Below are 20,409 nucleotides of genomic sequence, written 5' to 3' on the forward strand. Positions count from 1 at the left end.
GACGAGAGGTTGAACCCTTACTCCTCGTACACTTTGAGTTTTATATCTCCATTTTTCGAGGAAACGAATCGCACCCATCCTGATGTTTTGTATTCGACAGAACGAGTATGCTTTTTGAACTGCGGGTATCCCTTTTTGCCTGGTGTTTTTGCTTTGCAATTAGCAAAAAAACGCTGGATAGCAAAAATGGCACGTTCAGCGGAGGCTTGACGTGCCATCGAGTTAAGTTTGCCTGCCCATTCAAACTCTTTTGCCATAATGGCGCATTGTTTGTACAGAGCAATTAGCTTAACTCTGGAATTGTCTATCCAATATCTAAGAGTTTTGTTTCGGACAAATTGAGCTGTTCTGATCATCTCGTCGATGACCCGATATTGCTCCGCTTTGCCTTTCAACTTAAACTCTAGAACTATCATGACAAAATCTTATCACTTTTGCGAAAGCTTTTAGTTAAAAATACGTATATTTAACAATTCTTTGCAATAAGTGGAAATTAAAGCCGTCCTTCTAGGACGGGGCTTTAGAACCTGTTTTTTGGTAATGTTGTGTACGGTTTTTTATTTACCTTCTACCCCATGAATTACCGCAGAAGCAAGCTCTAATTCGGAGTCAAATATTTGTCCTGCTAGTTCATCTTTTTTGATGTGTTGCCATTCCCAGGCAAAGCAAATTTATTCCTTCTCATATCAATTCCGGCTGCGCCGGAATGATATCAAATCCGCGCTTCATTGTCGGGCGTAAAGTCGAATCAAGCTGCCAACAAATAATTCGCGCAATTTTCATTTTTTTGACTCACCGTCAACTCAACCGTCAACAGTCAACCGTCAACCGTCAACCGTCAACAATGATTCCGGTTGCACCGGAATCGATTGCTAATTCCCGACAATCGGCAGAGTGAGATGTACCGTTGTTTCCTTTTTATAGATGCTGGTAATTGAGAACTCTCCTCCTGCCAGTTCGACAATTTTCTGGACAATTTTTAAGCCGATACCGGTGCCCTGCTGCTCATAGCTCTTGCGCTCAAACTGCATGAAGGCACCAATTTTAGCAATTTGCTCTTCTGTCATGCCCTGCCCCGAGTCATGTACAGATAAATGCAGCATCTCCCCTACGACTTGACTACTAACTTTAATGGTTGTCTCTGGTGAGGAAAATTTCAGTGCATTATCAATTAATTCATGGAGTATCGTTGATAGATATCGCTCTGATAGAGCGAGCTCCGCTTCCTCAAGAGTGAACAACATATCGTTGCTACGGTTGACGCTCTGAGCCTGGTATTTCAACTCGGCTTCAATGGCGGAAGCTGAAAATAGAGTTTGGGCAGATTCGATCTTGTGCTGGCGACTTGCGGATAGTTCTAATTCTAAATAAATCAGGAATTTTTTCGTTAATTTTTCTAGGCGACGGCCAGATTCATCGGCCCACCCTAACATCTCACGGATTTCGGCGATATCCATGTCTTCGATATCGTCCTTGAGCAACCCGATCGTGGCTAAAATGCCATTGAGTGGCGTATTCAGTTCGTGGGATAGACTAGAAGCTAAGTTGCCACGCAGCTCATTGAGGGTGCTTTCCAAGACATAGATGATATTTTCTTGGATGTGGTATGAGTTCTGGATATTATCATACTGTTGCTTGATTCTGAGCATTGAATGTACGCGAGCACGCATTTCAATAGCATTTACAGGTTTACTGATGAAGTCGTCGGCTCCGGCACTTAGACAGTTGGCAAGGTCTGACTTTCTGTTTAATGCTGTCACCATAATGATGGGAACGGCTTGCCATTTTGGCATGGCTTTGATTTGCCGGCAAATCTCGATGCCGTCTATTCCCGGCATCATCACATCCAGCAAAATAAGAGCCGGATCAAATATATCGAGGGATGCGATCGCTTCTTGCCCGCTGGCAGCATAATGCAATTGATAATCCTGCTCCGATAACAGGGTTTCAATCACATCAAAGTTATCCGGCTCATCATCAACAATTAAGATAGAGAATTGAGACATAATTGTAAGGACTCCAATAATTTAGAAAGTTTTATGATTTCAGGTGATAGCCGTCAGCTATGCTGCCAAAGTGATTTCAAAAATGGCACCTTTTGGTTTGTTGCTTCTCACACCAATTTCGCCCCCATGTGCCTCAACGACCATTTTGCAGAAAGCTAAACCCAACCCTATTTGAGAGACATCCGACATCAGATTTCCAATCTCGTATTTCGCAAAAATCTTGTGGCGCAATGTATCAGGAACACCCGGCCCAGAGTCGATAACCTGGATTTTGGCATGGCCAGATGTGAGGAATTCTACATTCACTATGATTTGACTATAGCGTGGGGAAAACTTAATGGCATTCGAGAGAAGATTATCCAGCGTTCGATGTATCAGGGTAGCATCAACCGAGATTTTCCTACTGGTTTCTTCAGGTAACTGAGCGACCAGCAACTGATTTTTTTTAGCAGCGATTGCTTCAAAGTTTGATATGGCAGAATTTACGAGAGCGCACAAATAAACCTCTGTGTAATTGAGACGATTTTCACCTGCTTCGAGTAAAGCAATTTGCAATAAATCATCAATTAATAGCTGTATTGCTTGTGCTGAGGAGTAAATTCTCTCCAGTTGGGTTTGTTGTTGTTCTCTAGGATACTCTATGCTTGTTAGGAGTTCCAAGCCAAGCAAGATACCAGCCAGGGGATTGCGTAAATCGTGAACTACCATTTTAACCATATCTTCCCGCAATTTGAGTAAGTTTTGCAGGTCGTCATACTGGTGCTTAATTCGCAGCATGGAGTGAACTCTGGCACGCAGTTCAATAGCAGTTACAGGTTTACTAATGAAGTCGTCAGCGCCGGCAGTGAGACAACGGGCAAGGTCTGATTTTGAGTTTAATGCTGTCACCATAATGATGGGAACGGCTTGCCATTTTGACATGGCTTTGATTTGCCGACAAACTTCGATGCCATCTATTCCTGGCATCATCACATCCAGCAAAATAAGGTCAGGCTCAAATATGTCGAGGGATGCGATCGCTTCTTGCCCGCTGGCAGCGTAATGCAATTGATAATCCTGCTCGCTCAAGAGGGTTTCAATTACATCAAAATTATTGGGCTCGTCGTCAACGATCAAAACGGATGGTATTTTCACGGCTTATCCTTACTTACTTAGAAGCTAAAAGTTGTTGAATAGTGCTTGCCAATTGCTTCAGCTTGACGGGTTTGGTGAGGTAATCATTGGCCCCGGCGGCAAGGCAACGATCGCGATCGCCCGTCATGGCTAAGGCAGTTAGGGCAACGATCGGCAGATCGACTAAGTTTGGATCGCAGCGAATATGCTGCATAGCTTCTAGACCATCCATACCAGGCATTTGAATGTCCATCAGAATTAGATTGGGGTTTTCCGACTTGGCCAGGGCGATCGCCTCTTCTCCATTCTTAGCCAAGAGAATGCGATAGCCTTTAGCTTTCAGGTAGCTCGAAATCGTAGTGATATTGGCTTCGTTGTCTTCCGCCAGCAAGATTAAGGGAGAGCCTCCCTGTTCGGGTTCGCTGGGTTCGATGCGGGGCTCTGTCTGGGATTCCAGGGCAACAGAGGAGGGCGCACCAGTAGGGGCAGTGCCCCCGTGCCTGCCCTCCAATTCGATGCCCCCGTGCCTGCCCTCCAATTCGATCGTGAAGCAACTTCCTACACCCACAGTGCTGGTGAGCAACACCTGCCCGCCGTGGAGTTCGACAATGCGTTTCACCAGGGCAAGCCCCAAGCCTGTCCCCTGATATTGACGATTCAGGGCGCCATCGATTTGGATAAAGGGCTGAAACAGTTTGTTGATATGTTCTGGGGCAATACCAATACCTGTATCGATGACAGAAATTCGCAGAGTCTCTTTGACCAAAAAATGGGGTGGGGAATCGGCAGAATCTGGGTCGGCCCGGCGCTGTTGACGGCTGACTTCTAGGGTGATGCGTCCTCCGTTAGGAGTGAATTTTACCGCGTTATTGAGCAGGTTGATCAAGACTTGGCGCATCCGCCGTTCATCAATCAATAAGTCGGGCAGATTGGGTGGGACTTTAATCTCTAGCTGGATGCGTTTTTGCAGGGCTTGTTGTTTAATAAATGGCAGACTGGATTGACAGAGATGATTGATTGAAACTGGGGTGCAATCGAGCTCCATTTGACCGGATTCAATTTTGGCGACATCCAAAATGTCGTTGATTAACTCTAGCAAGTGAGAGCTACTGCGCTCGATGGTTTGTAAAGCTTTGATTTGTTGTTCGTTGACGATGCCAAATACTTGCTCTTGTAGCCCCTCGCTCATGCCCAGAATGGCGTTAAGGGGCGTGCGGAGTTCGTGGCTCATGTTGGCGAGGAATTCGTCTTTGAGACGGGTAGCACGGGCGAGCTCTTGGTTAGAGACTGCCAGTTGTTCGTTGCGCTCGGTGAGTTGCTGCTGGGCTTGTTGTCGATCGGTGAGTTCTTGCTGCAACTGCTCAAATAGGCTAGCTTGTTGAACCGCGATCGCCAACTGGTTAGCAATTTGTTGCAGGAGTTGCGCTTCAGACTCTTGCCAGACTCGCTTTTCTCGGCAAGCATGGACAACTAAAACCCCCCAGAGCTTGTTGGTTTGCCCAGCGGCAACCCCTCTATGGCTTTCGCTGCCTCGGACTTCTTGCAGGATAGGTGCAACCATTTTGGACTTGACTTCACCAACGCTTGCGTATTCCACCAAGCAATTAGTCCCCATATCGGTCATTATATCGGGGACGATACGGGGCTTGCCCTGGCAATAGTGGTTGAGGATTTCTTGAGACCACAGTTGGTCGTCCCAGTGAAGGTTTTTGAGCGCGGGAAACTCGGTCAACACAGATTCTTCAACTATTTGACTTCTGCCATTGTCAAATAGCCGGATTACGATGATCCGATCGCCTTGCAAGATTTCTTTGACTTGCTGTGTCACAGTCGCCAAAATTTGCTTAATATCCAACGATTCGCGAATTTGCTGGGCGATTTCTCCCAAAGTTCGCTGCCGTTGCAGTTGTAAAGCGATCGCCTTTTCTGTTTGCTTGCGGATAGCCAGTTCTGATTGTACCTGTTCGTAGAGGTAAGATTGCTGAATGGCGATCGCTAATTGGTTAGCAATTTGTTTAAGTAAATTGATTTCCCACTCTTGCCATTGGCGCGGACGATCGCATTGATGAACAATCAGCAATCCCCAGAGGATTTGATTCTGAATAATTGGAACTACGAGTTTGGCTCTGACCTGGATTTCTGCGAGGAATTCAACCAAGCAGGGTAAGATTGACTCGTTTTCATCTTCCCTATCGTTGAGGGCATAAACTCTTCCTTGGATATAGCGATCGTAGTTCTCTTCGGGGAAAACCTCTTCAGGGAAGAGGATATTCAGGAGCTTAGACGTATTTGGCGAAACAGATTCAGCAATGGCAGCCCCCGCTCCTTCAGGATAAACCCGATAAACCAGCGTTCGGTCTGATTGCAAGAGCTGATGGATTTCCTCAACAGTGCTATTGAGAATCTCGTCGAGATGCAGAGACGATCGCATCCGTTTAGTAATCGCTCCCAGCAAACGTTCCTGTTTTGCTTGTTGTTGCAATCTCGCTTCGGATTCTTTGCGATCGGTGATATCCTGAAACGTGCCTACCAGACCAATAACATTATCTGAGAAGTCTCGCAGGGGAGCCTTGTGGGTTTCGATAAATATTGGTTTACCATTGGGTAGGGTTAGCGTTTCTTCGAGCCCTAATATAGCTTCACCCGTTTCTATTAACCGCCGATCCATCGCACAATAATCGTTCGCCTCGACTTCTACGTGGCAAATATCTAAATCTGTTTTACCTATACTTTCAGTCGTAGATGCCAAGCCTAGAGTTTTGGCAAACTGCTGATTGCATCCTAAAAAAACCGACTCTCGATTCTTCCAAAACACCGAAAGCGGGATGGTATCGAGTACGGTTTGCAGAAACTGCTGAGATTCCTGCAAAGCCTTCTGGGCCTGTTTGCGCTCGGTGATGTCTACTAATACACAAATAGTTTGAGCGTCTGAGCCTGGAAGAAGTGCGGCTCCCATCAGGACAGAAAGGCGGCTGCCATCCTTACGGTAGTATTCCTTTTCCCAGGGCTCGCTGGAGGCATCCTGCATCACGCGCTCCATCGCTACAACATCAGCGTGGGCATATTCGGGGGGGGTCATGGCATCCCAATGAATTAGCCCCGCATTTAGTTCCTCCCTCGTGTAGCCAACCATCTGTAAGAAGCGATCGTTGGCATCGATAATGTTCCCCTGAAAATCGGCAAATATCATGCCGCTCACACTGGACTCAAACACCCGGCGGAAGCGGATTTCACTGCTTTCCCTGGCGAGTTCAGCTTGTTTGCGATCGCTGATATCCGATAAAATTCCCTGGATGCTAATCAATTCCCCTTCAGCATTTATAACGGGTGTGGGACTGCTTCTCACCCAGACATAATTGCCATCTCGGTGGCGAACTCGGAACTCATAATCACTTGACTTTTTACCAAATTTGATATTCTCCCGATAATCAGTCACCACCAAAGGGCGATCGTCTGGATGCACCAGAGAACTAAACGGCTTACCAATCCATTCACTCTCGTCCCAGCCAAACATGGTCTTGAATTGCGGTGACAAATAAGTGAGTATGCCATCGGGTTCGCATGACCAGATCAAATCATTAGCCCCTTCTACCAGCCGCCGGAATTTAGCTTCACTCTCTGCTAATTGGGCTTCGATCTGTTTGCGATCGCTGATATCCCGGCATACACAAATCAATAATCCATCCTCTGTGACGGTGAGGGATAGCCCTTCGGCAAAGGTAGAGCCATCTTTGCGGGTGGCGATCGCCTCTCCCTCCCAAGCGCGATCGCGCCCCAGCACCGGAAAGACTTCCCGCTCAAACCGTTCTAACTCCTGTTGGGAATACAAAAGTTTCCAGGTTTTGCCCAGCAGTTCTTGGGGATGTTCGTAGCCAAACAGTGTTAGATGGGCTTGATTCACATAGAGGTAGGTCTCTCCTTGCATAATCGCAATGCCGTCGATCGCCGCCTCAATTGCCGCCAGTTGTATTTTTAGGGTTTCTTCGGTTTGTTTGATATCGCTAATATCTGCAAAATAGCCAACAATCTCGATTGGCTTGCCTTCGATATCTCGCAGCAGACGCAGCTCATCCCGTAGCCAAACGTAGTGACCATCGCGATGCAAAAATCGATATTCATGCTGATGAGTATTGTGTTCAAAGAGAGCCGATATATGTGTAAAAACTCTAGGGGCATCTTCTGGGTGAAGATGGTTAGCCCAGAACCCAGGTGTCGATAAAAATTCTTCTGCTGTGTAGCCCAAAATGGCTTCGATATTTTTGCTCATGAAGGTTGCGTCATAGTCGCCATAGGGCTTACAGCTATAGATCATGGCGGGACTGGAGGCTAGAAGAAATTCGAGGCGTTCTTTCAACAGGCCATTTTCTCGCTCTGTCTGTTGACGCTCAGTAATGTCTTGGATCAGGCAAAGCACATAGAGATGTTCATCATCCATCGATAGGATAGAGATGGAAAAGGAGATAGTGCGGCACAGTCCATCTTGGCGCCGGATTTCCCTTTCCTGAGCGATGAAGTTGCCCCTTTGTCGCATCTTTTTCAGGTCGGCGATCGTCTGTTTTTGAGATTCTTGATCATTCAGGTACAAGCTGTGATACCACCCCAGACGGTTAATTTCTTCTAAGGTGTAACCCGTAATCGTTTGCATTTGCTGATTCCAGACTGTGAAGCGGACAAAGGGAAACTCCTCAACTTGATGGAAAACGCACAGCCCTTCTGTCATGTTTTCTACAATTTGTTGACGGAAAGTATTTTCCTGCCGAAGCGTGGCTTCGGCCAACTTGCGATCGGTAATGTCGAAGCGAATGGCTAGATACTGAAAAGGTCGCCCGCCTTCGTCCAAAAAGGGGACAATGGTGCTGGCAACCCAGTACAGGCTACCGTTTTTTGCCTGGTTGCAAATTTCACCGCGCCAAACCTGACCGCTAGTAATGGTCTGCCACAAATCTTGGAAAAATGCAGGGGGATGATAGCCAGAGTTGACTAGGCGATGGGTTTTGCCCATGAGTTCATCGCGGGAGTAGCCAGACCTCGCACAGAAGCGATCGTTGACGTAGGATATCACCCCTTCGCGATCGGTAATGACCACAACGGCAGACTGATCCAAGGCCTGTTTAAAGGCTGATAATTCTTGAATTAACTGCTGTCGTTCGAGTTCAGCTTGTTTGCGATCGCTAATATCAAAGTTAACCCCAATCATGCTCTGGGGATTGCCTTGGGCATCTCGCGCCACCACTCCATAAGCTTTAATAAAGTGGATGCTGCCATCGGGATGCAACACTCGAAATTCAGTATCAAATTCTGCCTGTCCTAATACGGCTTGGCGGATCAATGTGTCGTTAGAGTTGCGGTCATCAGGATGTAGCCCGTTTACCCAAATGTCGTAGACCAAACGACTATCAGAGGATTTAGTGACTCCATAGAGTTCGTACATCCGCTCATCCCAAAACAGGGTATTTTGTCCAATGTCCCATTCCCAACAGCCGAGCGCCCCTGATTTGAGCGCCAAAGCGAGGCGATCCGATACTTTCTGTAGTTCTGCTTCTGCACGTTTGGGATCGCTAATATCTTTGGCGATGCCTAAAAAGCCGATAATTTGTTGATTGACATCCTTGAGGGTGCTGATGGATAGCGACACAGGAAATCGAGAGCCATCTTTGCGGATATAGCTCCACTCTTCTTCGCTGAGAATACCTTGGCGTGCTTTGGCAACAAAAACCTCAAAGCCGGGGGGAATATGTTGCCTTAGTTCGGCAGATAGTGAGGATGCCCGGTCAATTACCTCGTTTGCATCATGGATGAGTGCAGGCGTGACTTTGCCCACTATTTCTGCCGCACTGTAACCGAGCATCCTTTCGGCTCCAGCATTAAAGGTCTGGATGATGCCAGTTAGGTCAGTGGAGATGATGGAGTAATCAGCACCATCGAGGATGGCGCGTTGCAGGCTGTTGACTTGCCAAAGCTCTTGGGTGCGTTCTTCGACTTTTGCTTCTAGCTGTTGGTTTAATTGGTACAGTTGTCGCTCGGCCTGTTTGCGATCCGTAACGTCTCGAATCATAAACAAGGCTTCATCTTCGCCGCTCTTGACAACTCTGACCTCTTCATATTGCAGGCGCGGGCCAATGTGCACCTGCTGTTCATAAACTTGCAGTTCTCCTGTGCGTAAGGCTTGCTCTAGGTGGTGTAGATGTCGGGTCGCAATTTCTCCTGAAATAAGATCCGCCATCGCCACACCAGGCCTATCGAAATCTGTACCCAGGAAGTCGAGCGGACGATGGGCTGTCACCCTCCCCCGATAAATACCATCGGCACCCATGCGAAACATGAAGTCTGGAACTGCTGCTAATATGGCTCGGCTCTGGGCTTCGCTCTGGATCAGGGCGGTTTCGGCAAGTTTGCGATCGCTAATGTCTGTAATAGCGCCTACATAGCCCACTATTTGCCCGTCTGCATCCAGTTCGGCAACGGACTGCCCATATACCCAAGCCACAGCACCGTCGGGACGTTGAAAGCGATATTCGAGCCGGAAAGGGCGATTTTCTTGGGCAGATTGTTGCCATTCGAGGGCGATCGAGTCGCGATCTTCGGGGTGCAGCCCTTGCCGCCATCCTTCCCCGATGGCGGCTTTTGGGGTGAGTCCGCCGATCTGACACCAGCGATCGTTAACATAGATGCAGTTGCCCACTGGATCGGTGCGGAAAATCCCCACTGGTGCGACTTCCACTAGGGTGGCGTAGCGTTCTTCGCTCTCTTGCAGGGAGGCTTCTGTTCGTTTGCGATCGCTAATGTCGGTAATGGTGCCTATATAGCCGCTCCGATGTCCATTGGCATCGAGTTCGGGGACGCACTGCCCATAAACCCACGTTACTTCACCGTCGGGACGTTGAAAGCGATATTCGAGTTCAAAAGAGTCGTTACCTTGGATGAATTGCTCCCATTTGGCAATGACCCAATGGCGATCGTCGGAGTGCACTCCTCGTTGCCATCCCTGTCCGATAGTGGCTCCTGGTGTGAGTCCGCTGATCTGAAAGTAGCGATCGTTGACATAGGTGCATAGCCCCTCCCCATCGGTGCGAAAAATCCCCACCGGAGCGGCTGCCGCAAGGGCGGCGTAGCGTTCTTCGCTCTCGATCAGGGTGGCTTCGATCCGCTGTCGCTTGATTAGTTCCTTCTGCAATTTTTGGTGGATCGTGGCTTGCCCAATGGCGATCGCCAGATGCACTGATAAGGCTTGTACCAGTTCGACTTCTTCCGGTTGCCAGTCGCGGGCGTGCTGGCTTTCGCTGGCATTGAGCAAGCCCCATAACTCATCGCCACACAGTAGCGGCACCAAAATTTTGGCTTTTGTCTGGAGGCGGATCAGCATCTGCCGATGACAGTCTGATATGTTGGCTGTGGAGATATCTGGTACGACGCGAACATGTCCTTGACGATAAATCTCAGGATTGTCTTGCTTAAAGCAGGTATCATTGACCCGTTGGCCCAACAGAGACAGGGACGAGTCGGTGGATTCTGCCACGACAACGATTTCCCGATCGGCTTCAAACCGCCAAATATTGACGCGAGCGCAGCCGAGCACTTGCCGCACCTGCTGCACAGTCGTATCCAAAATCGTTTGCAGGCTTAGGGACGAGCGAATTTGGGTGGCCAAGTCTGCGAGTAATTTCTCTCGTTGTACCTTGGTGTTGAGAGCGGCTGTCCGAGTTTCCACCTGTTGCTCGAGCTCAAGGTTGCGATTTGCCAGCAGCGCCACCTTTTCCGCCTCTAGGCGCACCACCTTCTCTTCCCACTTCTGGACCAGTTTGTATAGCTCCAGCGGGTTGAGGGCTTGCAGCAAACTGGTCTGGGTGACAATACCCAGTAACTCCCCTTGTTCCCCTGTCACCGCCAACCGACGGATCGATCGCTGCTCCATGATCTGCTGCACAGTCAAGAGCGACTCCTCTGGCTTAACCTTAAAAATTGGTGTACTCATCACCGCCTCAGCCCGACAGGTTTCCATGTTCAAGCCCAAGGCCTGAAATTGCACAATATCCCGCTCGGTGAGAATCCCCACTGGCATTTGTAGCGGTTCAGTAGAGATGCCGCCTGGGTGTACAATCATCACGGAACTGACGCGATGCTCTGCCATAAGTTGGGCGATCGCCAGTAGGGAAGAATCTGGCGCAGTACAAATCACTTCGCGGGTCATCACTTCTGCTACCATACGCAACCGCAACAAGTCGAGGGGTCGAGATATTTGGCGCAGACTTTCGTGAGTCACTAGGCCCACTAGGCGATCGAGCTCGTCCACGATGGGCAAATGGCGAATGTGGTGATGTTGGAGCAGATTAATCGCAAAAAATAAATCGGTGAAGGCGGACTCGCGGAAGGTGACGACGGGGTGTGTCATCACCTCCCGGAGCACCAAATTCTCCAAGGAACGCTGCTGGGCACTCAGCCGCACCATGTCTCGCTCGGTCAGTACGCCGACCACTTGCTCGTTTTCCACTACCAACACGCAGCTCGATCGCGCCTCTATGTGGAGGTCTTCGAGTTGACCATCCGCCGTTCTAGCGGTGTTGCAGAGCGATCGCACGCCGCTCATTTGGGCGATCGCATCCATCACCGTCGTATCGGGCGAAACCACCAAGGGCTCCCGGATGATGGCAGTTTTGAGTTCTATTGGAGTGAGAGCCGTAGTACGAATGAACATGATTTTATAGGATTTTATTGCTGATTATTTTTTTAAACACTTCCCCTTAAACACTTACGTGAGCTGATAGCGTAGCGTGGGGCGATCCCTAGTACGGAGAAGAATTACTTAGATGCACGACATTCTTTAAATATTATATTTACTTACTGTTCGCTTTTATCGGAAATGACTTAGGGAAATTCTGTAACTCTCAGGTAACGCTCTTTCATCACTTTCATGAGATGATAAAAACAGGAAGTGTCCTCAACCATTTACTGGAGTAAGTGGAATCTCGGAGAACCCGCCGTAACGATAAAATTTGTTGACGATTACTGTGAATTATACATAGCATACAGAACACTCTTCCCGAAGTGAGAATTTGTGAGGCGTTTAATTACTTTCATGTGGGTATTTTCTGATATTAAGCGTAAAAAACTACCAGCAATATCTCGTGTAGTGGGATTAAGCAATGAACAAAAACTCTGGCATTTTCTCAGCGAATCACTTGGAAACTATAACGCTTGAGAGAGACTAGGTTAAACCTTTTGGACGCTCAGCACAATCGTACAAGACAAGGGCTTAATACACCGATTAAGGCAAGTCCAACAGTTATGGTCAAAGTGGGAGAAGCAGGGGTTATATATCTTCTTATTGCCAGAAGATTGTTCCCAAATGAACCAAATTAAATGGAAGTGGCAACAGCTTAAAAAAGATGAATTAGCGGCAGAAATGTTTGAAGCGGAGTTATATCTCGCCTACGCCGTAATTCATGGAGTAGAAGTTAGAGGAGAAACCAGTTTCAAAAAAGAAGGCAAGTGCAGGCCCGCGATCCCAACTCTGAGGTCATAATTCATTCCCAATCTAAAATCTAAAATCGGGAGCATCTCAATGAAAGCAGCCCTCCGCTAGAAATAGGAGTTAGGAGTCAGGAGTCAGGAGCCAGGAGAAAAGAGGAAGAAGGAAGAAGGAAGGAGCCAGAAGAAGTGTTTTTACAAATAGGAGATGCTCCCCTAAATCAAATCTAAAATGGTATGAGATTGCTTCTTGAATGGCTGTCGCTACGCCAATAGATGAGTGATAAGACCCAAATCAAAACTATTTTCGGTAATCTTGAAAAACAGGAGTTGCTATAATTTAAAGTTGAGCAATCACTGTACGGAGCGAAAATTATGGGACTATTTGACCAAATTTTGAGCGCGATCGACAATCCCAACCAACAAGCAAACCCCAATCAGTTGGGCAACATTCTCGGTGCGGTAGAGCAGTTGAGCAGCAACCAGGGCGTCAATACGGGCACGACTCAGCTAGCAATGTCGGTTTTGGGCGGATACGTGCGATCGGCATTGCAAAACGTGCGATCGCAGTCAGGAGACGCACAAGCTCAACAAGTTGTCAACCAATTTAGCGGCACAAATCCCAATCCGCAAGCGGTACAGAGTTTGTTCGGCGCAGGCCAACTGACGCAGATAGTGAACGATATCGCCCACAGAACCGGTTTGAATAACGCCACAGTGCAGGCGATGATACCTGTTTTGGTGCCGCTGGTGCTGAATTTGCTAAAAACCGGCAGCAACGCCCAAAACCCAGCCCAGGGCGGAAATCCCGTTTTGAATACATTTTTAGATTCAGATGGAGACGGCGACGTAGATATTACTGACGCCATGTCGATGGCAGGCCGCTTTTTGAATCAGCGCGGTTAATTTGGAATTTTGAAACCGCAGATATCAGCGGATGGACACAGATGAACGCAGATAGGATTTTATCTGCGTTTATCTGCGTTTATCTGCCTTCATCTGCGGTTAAAAAAATTCCTACTTTAGATGCAGATAGAGACGGCGGCGTAGATATTACTGACGCCATGTCGATGGCAGGCCGCTTTTTGAATCAGCGCAGTTAATTTGGAATTTTGTAACCGCAGATATCAGGGGATGGACACAGATGAACGCAGATAGGATTTTATTTATCTGGGTTTATCTGCGTTTGTCTGCCTTCATCTGCGGTTACAAAAATTCCTACTTTAACCCAAACCCAAATCAGTTACAGCACCGATACTGCTAGAAGAAACCAACTTAGCATATTTAGCCAAAACCCCCCTAGTATAGCGAGGTTTAGGAGGCTGCCAAAGAGCGCGCCGCTGCTCCAATTCTGCATCAGAAACATTGAGCTGCAACAAGCGATTTTGAGCATCAATCGTAATCGAATCGCCCTCTTTTACCAAAGCAATTGTGCCTCCTACTTGCGCCTCCGGTGCAACGTGACCGACAACCATGCCGTAAGTTCCGCCAGAGAAGCGGCCGTCAGTAATTAACCCTACAGAATCGCCCAAACCGGCGCCAATAATTGCCGAAGTTGGTGCTAACATTTCGCGCATTCCCGGCCCGCCTTTGGGCCCTTCGTAGCGGATGATAATCACATCTCCGGCTTGAATTTTGCCCGCTAAAATTGCCTCCAAACAATTTTCTTCTGATTCAAATACCCGCGCCGGGCCGGTAATTTGCGGTTTTTTAACGCCAGTAATTTTAGCAACTGCTCCTTCTGTTGCCAGATTTCCCCTGAGAATTGCTAAATGTCCTTGGGCGTAAAGCGGGTTGTTCCAAGGGCGGATGACATCTTGGTCGGTGCGGGGTTCGGCTGGAATATCTGCTAACACTTCAGCAACTGTTTGACCGGTAATTGTCAGCGCGTCTCCGTGCAGCAAACCCTTTTCTAGCAGCATTTTCATTACTTGAGGAATGCCGCCGGCTTTGTGCAAATCGGTTGCTACGTATTTGCCGCTGGGTTTGAGGTCGCACAGCACTGGTACTTTTGCTCGAATAGTTTCAAAATCGTCGAGGGACAACTCAACGCCGATCGCATTTGAAATGGCCAATAAATGCAGCACAGCGTTGGTTGAACCGCCCACTGCCATGATGACCGCGATCGCATTTTCAAAGGCCGCTCGTGTCAAAATTTGGCTCGGTAACAACTGTTTGCGGACAGCTTCCACCAGCACTTTTGCAGATTCGGCAGCGCTGTCAGCTTTTTCGGCATCCTCAGCAGCCATTGTCGAAGAATAAGGCAAACTCATGCCCATCACTTCAAAAGCGCTCGACATCGTATTTGCCGTGAACATTCCGCCGCAAGAACCCGCACCCGGACAAGCTTTTTGTTCTACTGCATTGAGTTCTGTTTCGTCAATTTTGCCCGCGCTGAATTGGCCGACGGCTTCAAAAGCGCTAACAACGGTTAAATCCTGTCCGTTGTGGTGTCCTGGTTTGATCGTGCCGCCGTAAACAAAAATAGCAGGAATGTTCATGCGGGCGATCGCAATCATCGCCCCCGGCATATTTTTATCGCAACCGCCGATAGCCAGCACCCCGTCCATACTTTGGCCGTTGCAAACAGTTTCTATCGAATCCGCAATCACATCTCTCGACACCAGAGAATATTTCATCCCTTCAGTTCCCATCGAGATCCCGTCGCTGATAGTAATCGTACCGAACATCTGCGGCATCGCCCCAGCTTCCTTTGCACCCGCAATAGCCCGCAAAGCGAGGTCGTTCAATCCCATATTGCAGGGCGTAATTGTGCTGTACCCGTTGGCAATCCCCACAATCGGCTTAGTGAAATCGCCGTCACCAAAACCGACTGCCCGCAGCATTGCTCGGTTGGGCGCGCGCTGCACGCCCCCAGTCACAGCTTGGCTTCTCAAATTTTCAGGCATTTTAAAATTTCCTTTCTCTGTTGTCTGTTGTCTGTTTTTCTTTGCTGCTGGCTGTTGACTGCCCAGTGCCGAGAGTTTTACGCTATTTTAATTTTCTCAGAAGCGTTGATATTTTTGACACTCCCCACGGCCGGGGCCGGGGGATTCTTCAAGACGAACTTGAAAGGGACAGGCAAAAGTCCCCCTAGACGCTCAAAACAACTACCAGCACCAGCGGTGTTGCAATTGCGCTTACTTTCAATTTTTTTTTCGCTTGTCTTTGTCCACCACAAAAGCCAGATAGGTACGCTCCTCACTCTGCCATTATTTGCCCTTTAAGTATTCCGCATCAAAGGCGGATATCTCCGTTGCCGGGATTCCTCCGTACTAGAATGATTCCTCACGTAGATGGTTGTTCTTACTTGCTACTCAAATTATATCAAACACGCTCAGGCGGTTGAAACCGCTACCGACTTATCCCCACGGCCGGGGCCGGGGGCCCGGCGGGCTCGTTCTTCGGTCAGGCCCTTTAAGAGGGAGTGGCACAGCAGTGTCCCGAAAGCAAGGGAAAAATTCTACAGATACTACAGCGTGCAGAGTGAATACCGTGGTTATCTGGGATGATGTGGTAACACCCATCACTCTAACGTTTAAAAAAAATTGCGAGGCGAATGACATGGAGGCCGATCGAATTCTGAGGCAATATGCGGCCGGAGAAAGAAATTTTCGAGAGATTAACCTCGTCGGGGCCGACTTAAAAGGGGTAAACCTCAGCGAGGCTAACTTTACCCGATCGAATTTCCAAGACGCAAACCTCAAAGGCGCTAACCTGACGGGTGCGAACTTGCGCGAGGTGAAATTGGCAGGGGTGGACTTGACGGAAGCCAACCTCAGCGAAGCAAATCTCATCGGTACCGATTTGAGCCGTGCCAATCTCAGCGGGGCTAACCTGATGGGAGCCAACCTGCGCGGATCAATGGCCAGAGAAGTCAACATGACTAAGGCTAATTTGACGGAAGCTAATTTGACCGAAGCCAACTTTACCGAAGCGAATTTGTTTGCGGCCAACTTAACCGACGCTAGCATGATTCGCATTAATTTGATGAAGGCAAATTTGAGTTGGTCAACTCTCAAAGCGGTAAACCTGACAAATGCCATCCTCAGCGAGTCGCTTTTAGAAAGAGCTAACCTAAATCAGGCAATTCTCAGCGGGGCGATGGTGAGCGGGGCCAACTTGGCTGGTGCAGACTTGCGCCAAGTAACGATGGTTGGAGCTAATCTCACCGACGCTAATCTGAGCAATGCTAATTTGAGAGTTGCTAATGTGAGTTGGTCAACGCTGGCAAGAGCTAATTTGAGCGGTGCTAATTTGTACCGGGCAAAGCTGTGCTGGTCTAATTTTAGCGGGGCGGTTTTGGTGGAAGCGGTTTTGATTGATGCTAATCTCAATCGAACTAACTTCCGCGATGCAGATTTGAGGCGGGCAATTATGCCCGACGGCACGACTAATGATTCTTAAAATTTGATTGTTGATTGGTGATTGTTGACTGTTCACTGTTGACTGTTCACTGTTCACTGTTCACTAATGACTAATGACTAATGACTAATGACTACTGACTAATGACTAATGACTAATGACTAATGACTAATGACTACTGACTAATGACTACTGACTACTGACTACTGACTACTGACTAATGACTAATGAGTATCACTGAATTATTGATGTTGGGTGCGGCGGGAATTTTTGCCGGAATTCTAGCTGGATTTTTGGGTATCGGCGGCGGTACGGTGCTCGTGCCTTTGTTGGTGGCTCTCAATTACGCTCCGGTGCAGGCGGTTGCTACTAGCGGTTTGTCGATCGTCATTACAGCTATTTCTGGCAGCATCCAGAATTGGCGCATGGGCTACCTCAGCTTGAGTCAAGTCGCAGGCATTGGATTTCCAGCCGTCCTTACAGCACAAATCGGTGCTTATTTGGCGGGGATTTTTCCGCCTTACTTGCTGTTACTTACTTTTGGGCTGTTGCTGTGGCTGAATATTTATTTGATTGAAGTTCGCAAGCGCCTGACAGCTAAGAAGAAAGCGGAAGTAGAACAAGGGGAACTGGGAGGACAAGCGGGACAAGGAGAAAATGCTCAATTACCAATTACCAATCACGAATTACCCAATAATTCAAATATTATATTCCATCCAACTTTTGCTAAAATTGCTACCGGCAGTGCGGCGGGTTTATTAGCGGGTTTGTTCGGCGTAGGCGGCGGCGTAATTATGGTTCCCCTGCAAATTTTGCTGTTAGGAGAAAGCATTAAAACCGCAATTCAAACCAGCTTGGGCGTCATCGTCATCACGGCAATTTCGGCGACGGCGGGACACGCGGCGCGCGGGAATGTTTTGTGGGTTGTGGGGTTAATTCTTGGCGGCGGCGGTTTGTTGGGCGCGCAGGTGAGCACGCGGTTTTTGCCGAGATTGCCCGATCGTATTGTTAGTTTAGCTTTTCGATCGCTCTTGGCAGTGTTATCGATTTATGTTTTCTGGCAAGCTTGGCAAAAATTTATTAACGGGTAATTGGTAATTGAGGCAGAGCCTCCGGGTATGTATTCCCAGGCAGAGCCTGGGAACAAGGTTATGGCTACAATGACAGTTGACAGTTGAAGTTGACAGTTGACAGTTGACTACTGACTCAGTTTCTTCACGGCGCGAGTCAGACGCTGCAAATAAGGCTTGACAATTTCTTGATTTTGTCTCTGCAACTCGGACACTTGCTGCTGCAAATTCTGAATCTCGGTTTGCAGCATCCCTGTGTCTATTGTGGGTCGATCGAGCAAATCCTGCAATTGCTTGAGAGAACCTTGGATTGTATCCAAGTCTACTTCGTTCGATCGCTCCTGTAACTGAGCCGTAATAGTTTTAACTTCAGTTAACTGTTCGCCCATCAATAAAAATCGGACGTTGACATTTTCCCAATCATGCTCTCTGAGGGCGCTATTTTCCAAAATGCGGAGTTTTTGCTGCAAATCTGACAGTTGCGTGTGGAAATCCTGAGAATCTGCAGGCAGCGCCTGGGCTTGGCGTTCGAGGGAGGCTACGGCAGCTTGTACCTCGGCGATGACGCCGGATTCCAAGCCCAGGAGTTTTTGCTGCAAGTCGGAGACAGCGGTGTAGAGTTCCGCAGGTTCTCCAGGTAGTATCTGAACTTGCTGCGAGCGAGGTTCTACGGAGGCCTGTACGTCCGCGATCGCAGAATTTGCCTTTTGTTGCATTTGTTGCTCGAAACGCTGGCGATTGGCGAGATTTATCGAGAGTGCTGCGGTTAAGGGAGCGGCAGCGTAGACAATTTGGCCCGACAATCCTGCAGCAATCGTGCCAATAGCTGAACCAGCAACAGAGGCGTATTCTACCAATTCTAGCCAGTCCGGCTGGTTCGGGGCACTTCTGGAAGCCGGGAATGATGCTTTTTCAATCTTCTGCATAGCCTTTTCGTCGTAGTCGGATAGATGGCGATACCGACATGATAAAAGCGATCGGCAAATAAATCAGGGCTATTTGTCAAAATTTCCGGATTGTGGTATTTTTATTGACCGAAAGCATCCAGGATACCCGCCACGTGATTCATCTGGCGCAAGTCAATGCTTCAATTCTTTAATCTTTAATCTAAAATCGATTGACAATCAAGCATCGAGGATACCCGCCACGTGATTCATCCGTCCAGAAATAAAAAACCTGTATCCGATAAAGGAGCCGAACGTATTTATCTCGCGCAAGTCAATACTTCAATTCTTTAATCTAAAATCTAAAATCTAAAATCTAAAATCGATTGACCTTCTGCGTTTAAAACGCTCAGTCTCAGGTAAAATTCAGGATTAAGTCGATCGCTCAACAGTTAACCAATAAGCGTTCACCGCCGTCTGTCAGGAGTATACAGAAAATGGGTCTTAAGATTATTGAAAGCTACGATAGCAGTTTTGTCCTCGAACCCGATGCTAAAACTGCACTGTTCGGTTTATTAACCGGTGAAAGCTTTGTCAAACAAATAGCGCTACAATTGCAATGCTCGCGCATTGAGTTTGCCGAGTTACTTTTTCAGCCCGTCCCTTACAGCAGCGAGACGCCGAAGGGAATGCCTGCGGAATTTGAAAAGTATCATCAATCGAGCGATTTTGCGATCGTCAACGTCCCCCCTAATTTCATGTTCCAAGCCAAAATATTTAAACCCAGCCGCCTCTGTGCAATTTATCGAGTTTTCAAGACTGAGGTAAAGGCTGGTTAATCTGTGGTTAAATCTAAAATCTAAAATCTAAAATCTAAAATCGGATGACAGAAGACATTCAATCTCTCGCCAGCTTAGAATTCATTCCCTACATAGACTCCGAGGGGAAATTGCCCGATTTTCTCCAGGGAAAAATCGGCGTTTACGCGATTTTTGACAGCGATAAAGTCCTGCAATTTGTCGGCTATTCTCGCGACATTTACCTCAGCCTCAAACAGCATTTGGTACGGCAAACCCAATATTGCTACTGGCTGAAAGTCCAAACTATTGACAAGCCCAGCCGCACTATTCTAGAAAGCATTAGAGAAAGTTGGATTGCCGAAAACGGTTCCCAACCCCAAGGTAACGGTGCCGATGCTGCCAAATGGAACGATCCCATCGACACCAAAACTGTAATGACTGCCCAAGAAACGGCAAATTATGAAGGTATCTTCGCCGATGAAATTGCCAAAGATAAATTGTTGAAAAATGTCGCGCGGCGCGTGGAAAATGAAATTTTCGCACTGCTGAAAGCTCGCGGCGTAACTGAAGAAATCCGGTTTAATCCCAAGCTCAAAACGAGCGGATTGTTGGATTTAAAGTCCTGACTGCCGGGAGCATCTCAGTTTTGTAAAAAGCATTTTTTTTATTGTAGTGCGAGCGTCCCCGCTCGCGTATTGTACAATAC

Annotated in this window: 12 protein-coding genes and 1 pseudogene; 7 read left to right on the top strand and 6 right to left on the bottom strand. The window is 47.9% G+C overall.

Annotated elements, in window-relative coordinates; all coding sequences use genetic code 11:
* Positions 1-74: 74 nt before the first annotated feature.
* From QT992_RS29950 to QT992_RS29965, 4 genes and pseudogenes are all read right to left on the bottom strand, one after another.
* Positions 75-356: pseudogene (locus tag QT992_RS29950) on the bottom strand (RNA-guided endonuclease TnpB family protein); the annotation flags it as partial.
* Positions 357-872: 516 nt separating this feature from the next.
* A complete protein-coding gene (locus QT992_RS29955; RefSeq protein WP_333378393.1) occupies positions 873-2,006 on the bottom strand; it encodes a hybrid sensor histidine kinase/response regulator in 1,134 nt (377 codons plus the stop codon).
* Between the two features lie 57 nt (positions 2,007-2,063).
* Positions 2,064-3,140 carry a response regulator gene (locus tag QT992_RS29960; RefSeq protein WP_333339424.1) on the bottom strand — a complete coding sequence of 359 codons (1,077 nt, stop codon included), beginning with the start codon at positions 3,138-3,140 and terminating at the stop codon, positions 2,064-2,066.
* A gap of 13 nt (positions 3,141-3,153) precedes the next feature.
* On the bottom strand, positions 3,154-11,811 hold the full coding sequence (locus tag QT992_RS29965) for a PAS domain S-box protein (RefSeq protein ID WP_333339427.1): 8,658 nt from the start codon (positions 11,809-11,811) through the stop codon (positions 3,154-3,156).
* Between the two features lie 651 nt (positions 11,812-12,462).
* Between QT992_RS29965 and QT992_RS29975 the strand changes: the two genes are divergently transcribed.
* The 3 genes from QT992_RS29975 (at position 12,463) to QT992_RS29985 (ending at position 13,687) form a co-directional block, all read left to right on the top strand.
* The gene (locus QT992_RS29975) at positions 12,463-12,639 is read left to right on the top strand and encodes a hypothetical protein (protein WP_333320729.1); all 177 of its coding nucleotides are present in this window, start codon (positions 12,463-12,465) and stop codon (positions 12,637-12,639) included.
* 320 nt (positions 12,640-12,959) lie between these two features.
* Positions 12,960-13,490 carry a hypothetical protein gene (locus QT992_RS29980; RefSeq protein ID WP_333320728.1) on the top strand — a complete coding sequence of 177 codons (531 nt, stop codon included), beginning with the start codon at positions 12,960-12,962 and terminating at the stop codon, positions 13,488-13,490.
* A gap of 41 nt (positions 13,491-13,531) precedes the next feature.
* Positions 13,532-13,687, top strand: coding sequence for a hypothetical protein (locus QT992_RS29985; protein ID WP_333339430.1), 156 nt, complete (start codon positions 13,532-13,534; stop codon positions 13,685-13,687).
* Between the two features lie 120 nt (positions 13,688-13,807).
* On the opposite strand, the gene ilvD is transcribed toward QT992_RS29985, so the two are convergent.
* Entirely contained in the window at positions 13,808-15,493 is a 1,686-nt protein-coding gene (gene ilvD, locus QT992_RS29990) for a dihydroxy-acid dehydratase (RefSeq protein ID WP_333339432.1), read from the bottom strand.
* Positions 15,494-16,148: 655 nt separating this feature from the next.
* Here ilvD and QT992_RS29995 point away from each other — a divergent pair.
* On the top strand, positions 16,149-16,991 hold the full coding sequence (locus tag QT992_RS29995) for a pentapeptide repeat-containing protein (RefSeq protein WP_333285719.1): 843 nt from the start codon (positions 16,149-16,151) through the stop codon (positions 16,989-16,991).
* A gap of 185 nt (positions 16,992-17,176) precedes the next feature.
* Positions 17,177-18,040, top strand: a complete 864-nt coding sequence (locus QT992_RS30000; protein WP_333339436.1) for a sulfite exporter TauE/SafE family protein — start codon at positions 17,177-17,179, stop codon at positions 18,038-18,040.
* Positions 18,041-18,147: 107 nt separating this feature from the next.
* On the opposite strand, the gene QT992_RS30005 is transcribed toward QT992_RS30000, so the two are convergent.
* The gene (locus QT992_RS30005) at positions 18,148-18,945 is read right to left on the bottom strand and encodes a hypothetical protein (protein ID WP_333339439.1); all 798 of its coding nucleotides are present in this window, start codon (positions 18,943-18,945) and stop codon (positions 18,148-18,150) included.
* A 455-nt stretch (positions 18,946-19,400) separates the two neighbouring features.
* On the opposite strand from QT992_RS30005, the gene QT992_RS30010 reads away from it, so the two are divergent.
* Together QT992_RS30010 and QT992_RS30015 are read left to right on the top strand one after the other, a co-directional pair.
* Complete coding sequence (locus QT992_RS30010) at positions 19,401-19,742, top strand: hypothetical protein (RefSeq protein ID WP_333320719.1); 342 nt, start codon at positions 19,401-19,403, stop codon at positions 19,740-19,742.
* Positions 19,743-19,786: 44 nt separating this feature from the next.
* Positions 19,787-20,329: a GIY-YIG nuclease family protein gene (locus QT992_RS30015; RefSeq protein ID WP_333320717.1), complete on the top strand. Its 543-nt coding sequence runs from the start codon at positions 19,787-19,789 to the stop codon at positions 20,327-20,329.
* The last annotated feature ends 80 nt before the right edge of the window (positions 20,330-20,409 follow it).

The organism is Microcoleus sp. T3_D1 (assembly GCF_036700405.1).
In the GTDB taxonomy this organism is placed as follows: Bacteria; Cyanobacteriota; Cyanobacteriia; order Cyanobacteriales; family Microcoleaceae; genus Microcoleus.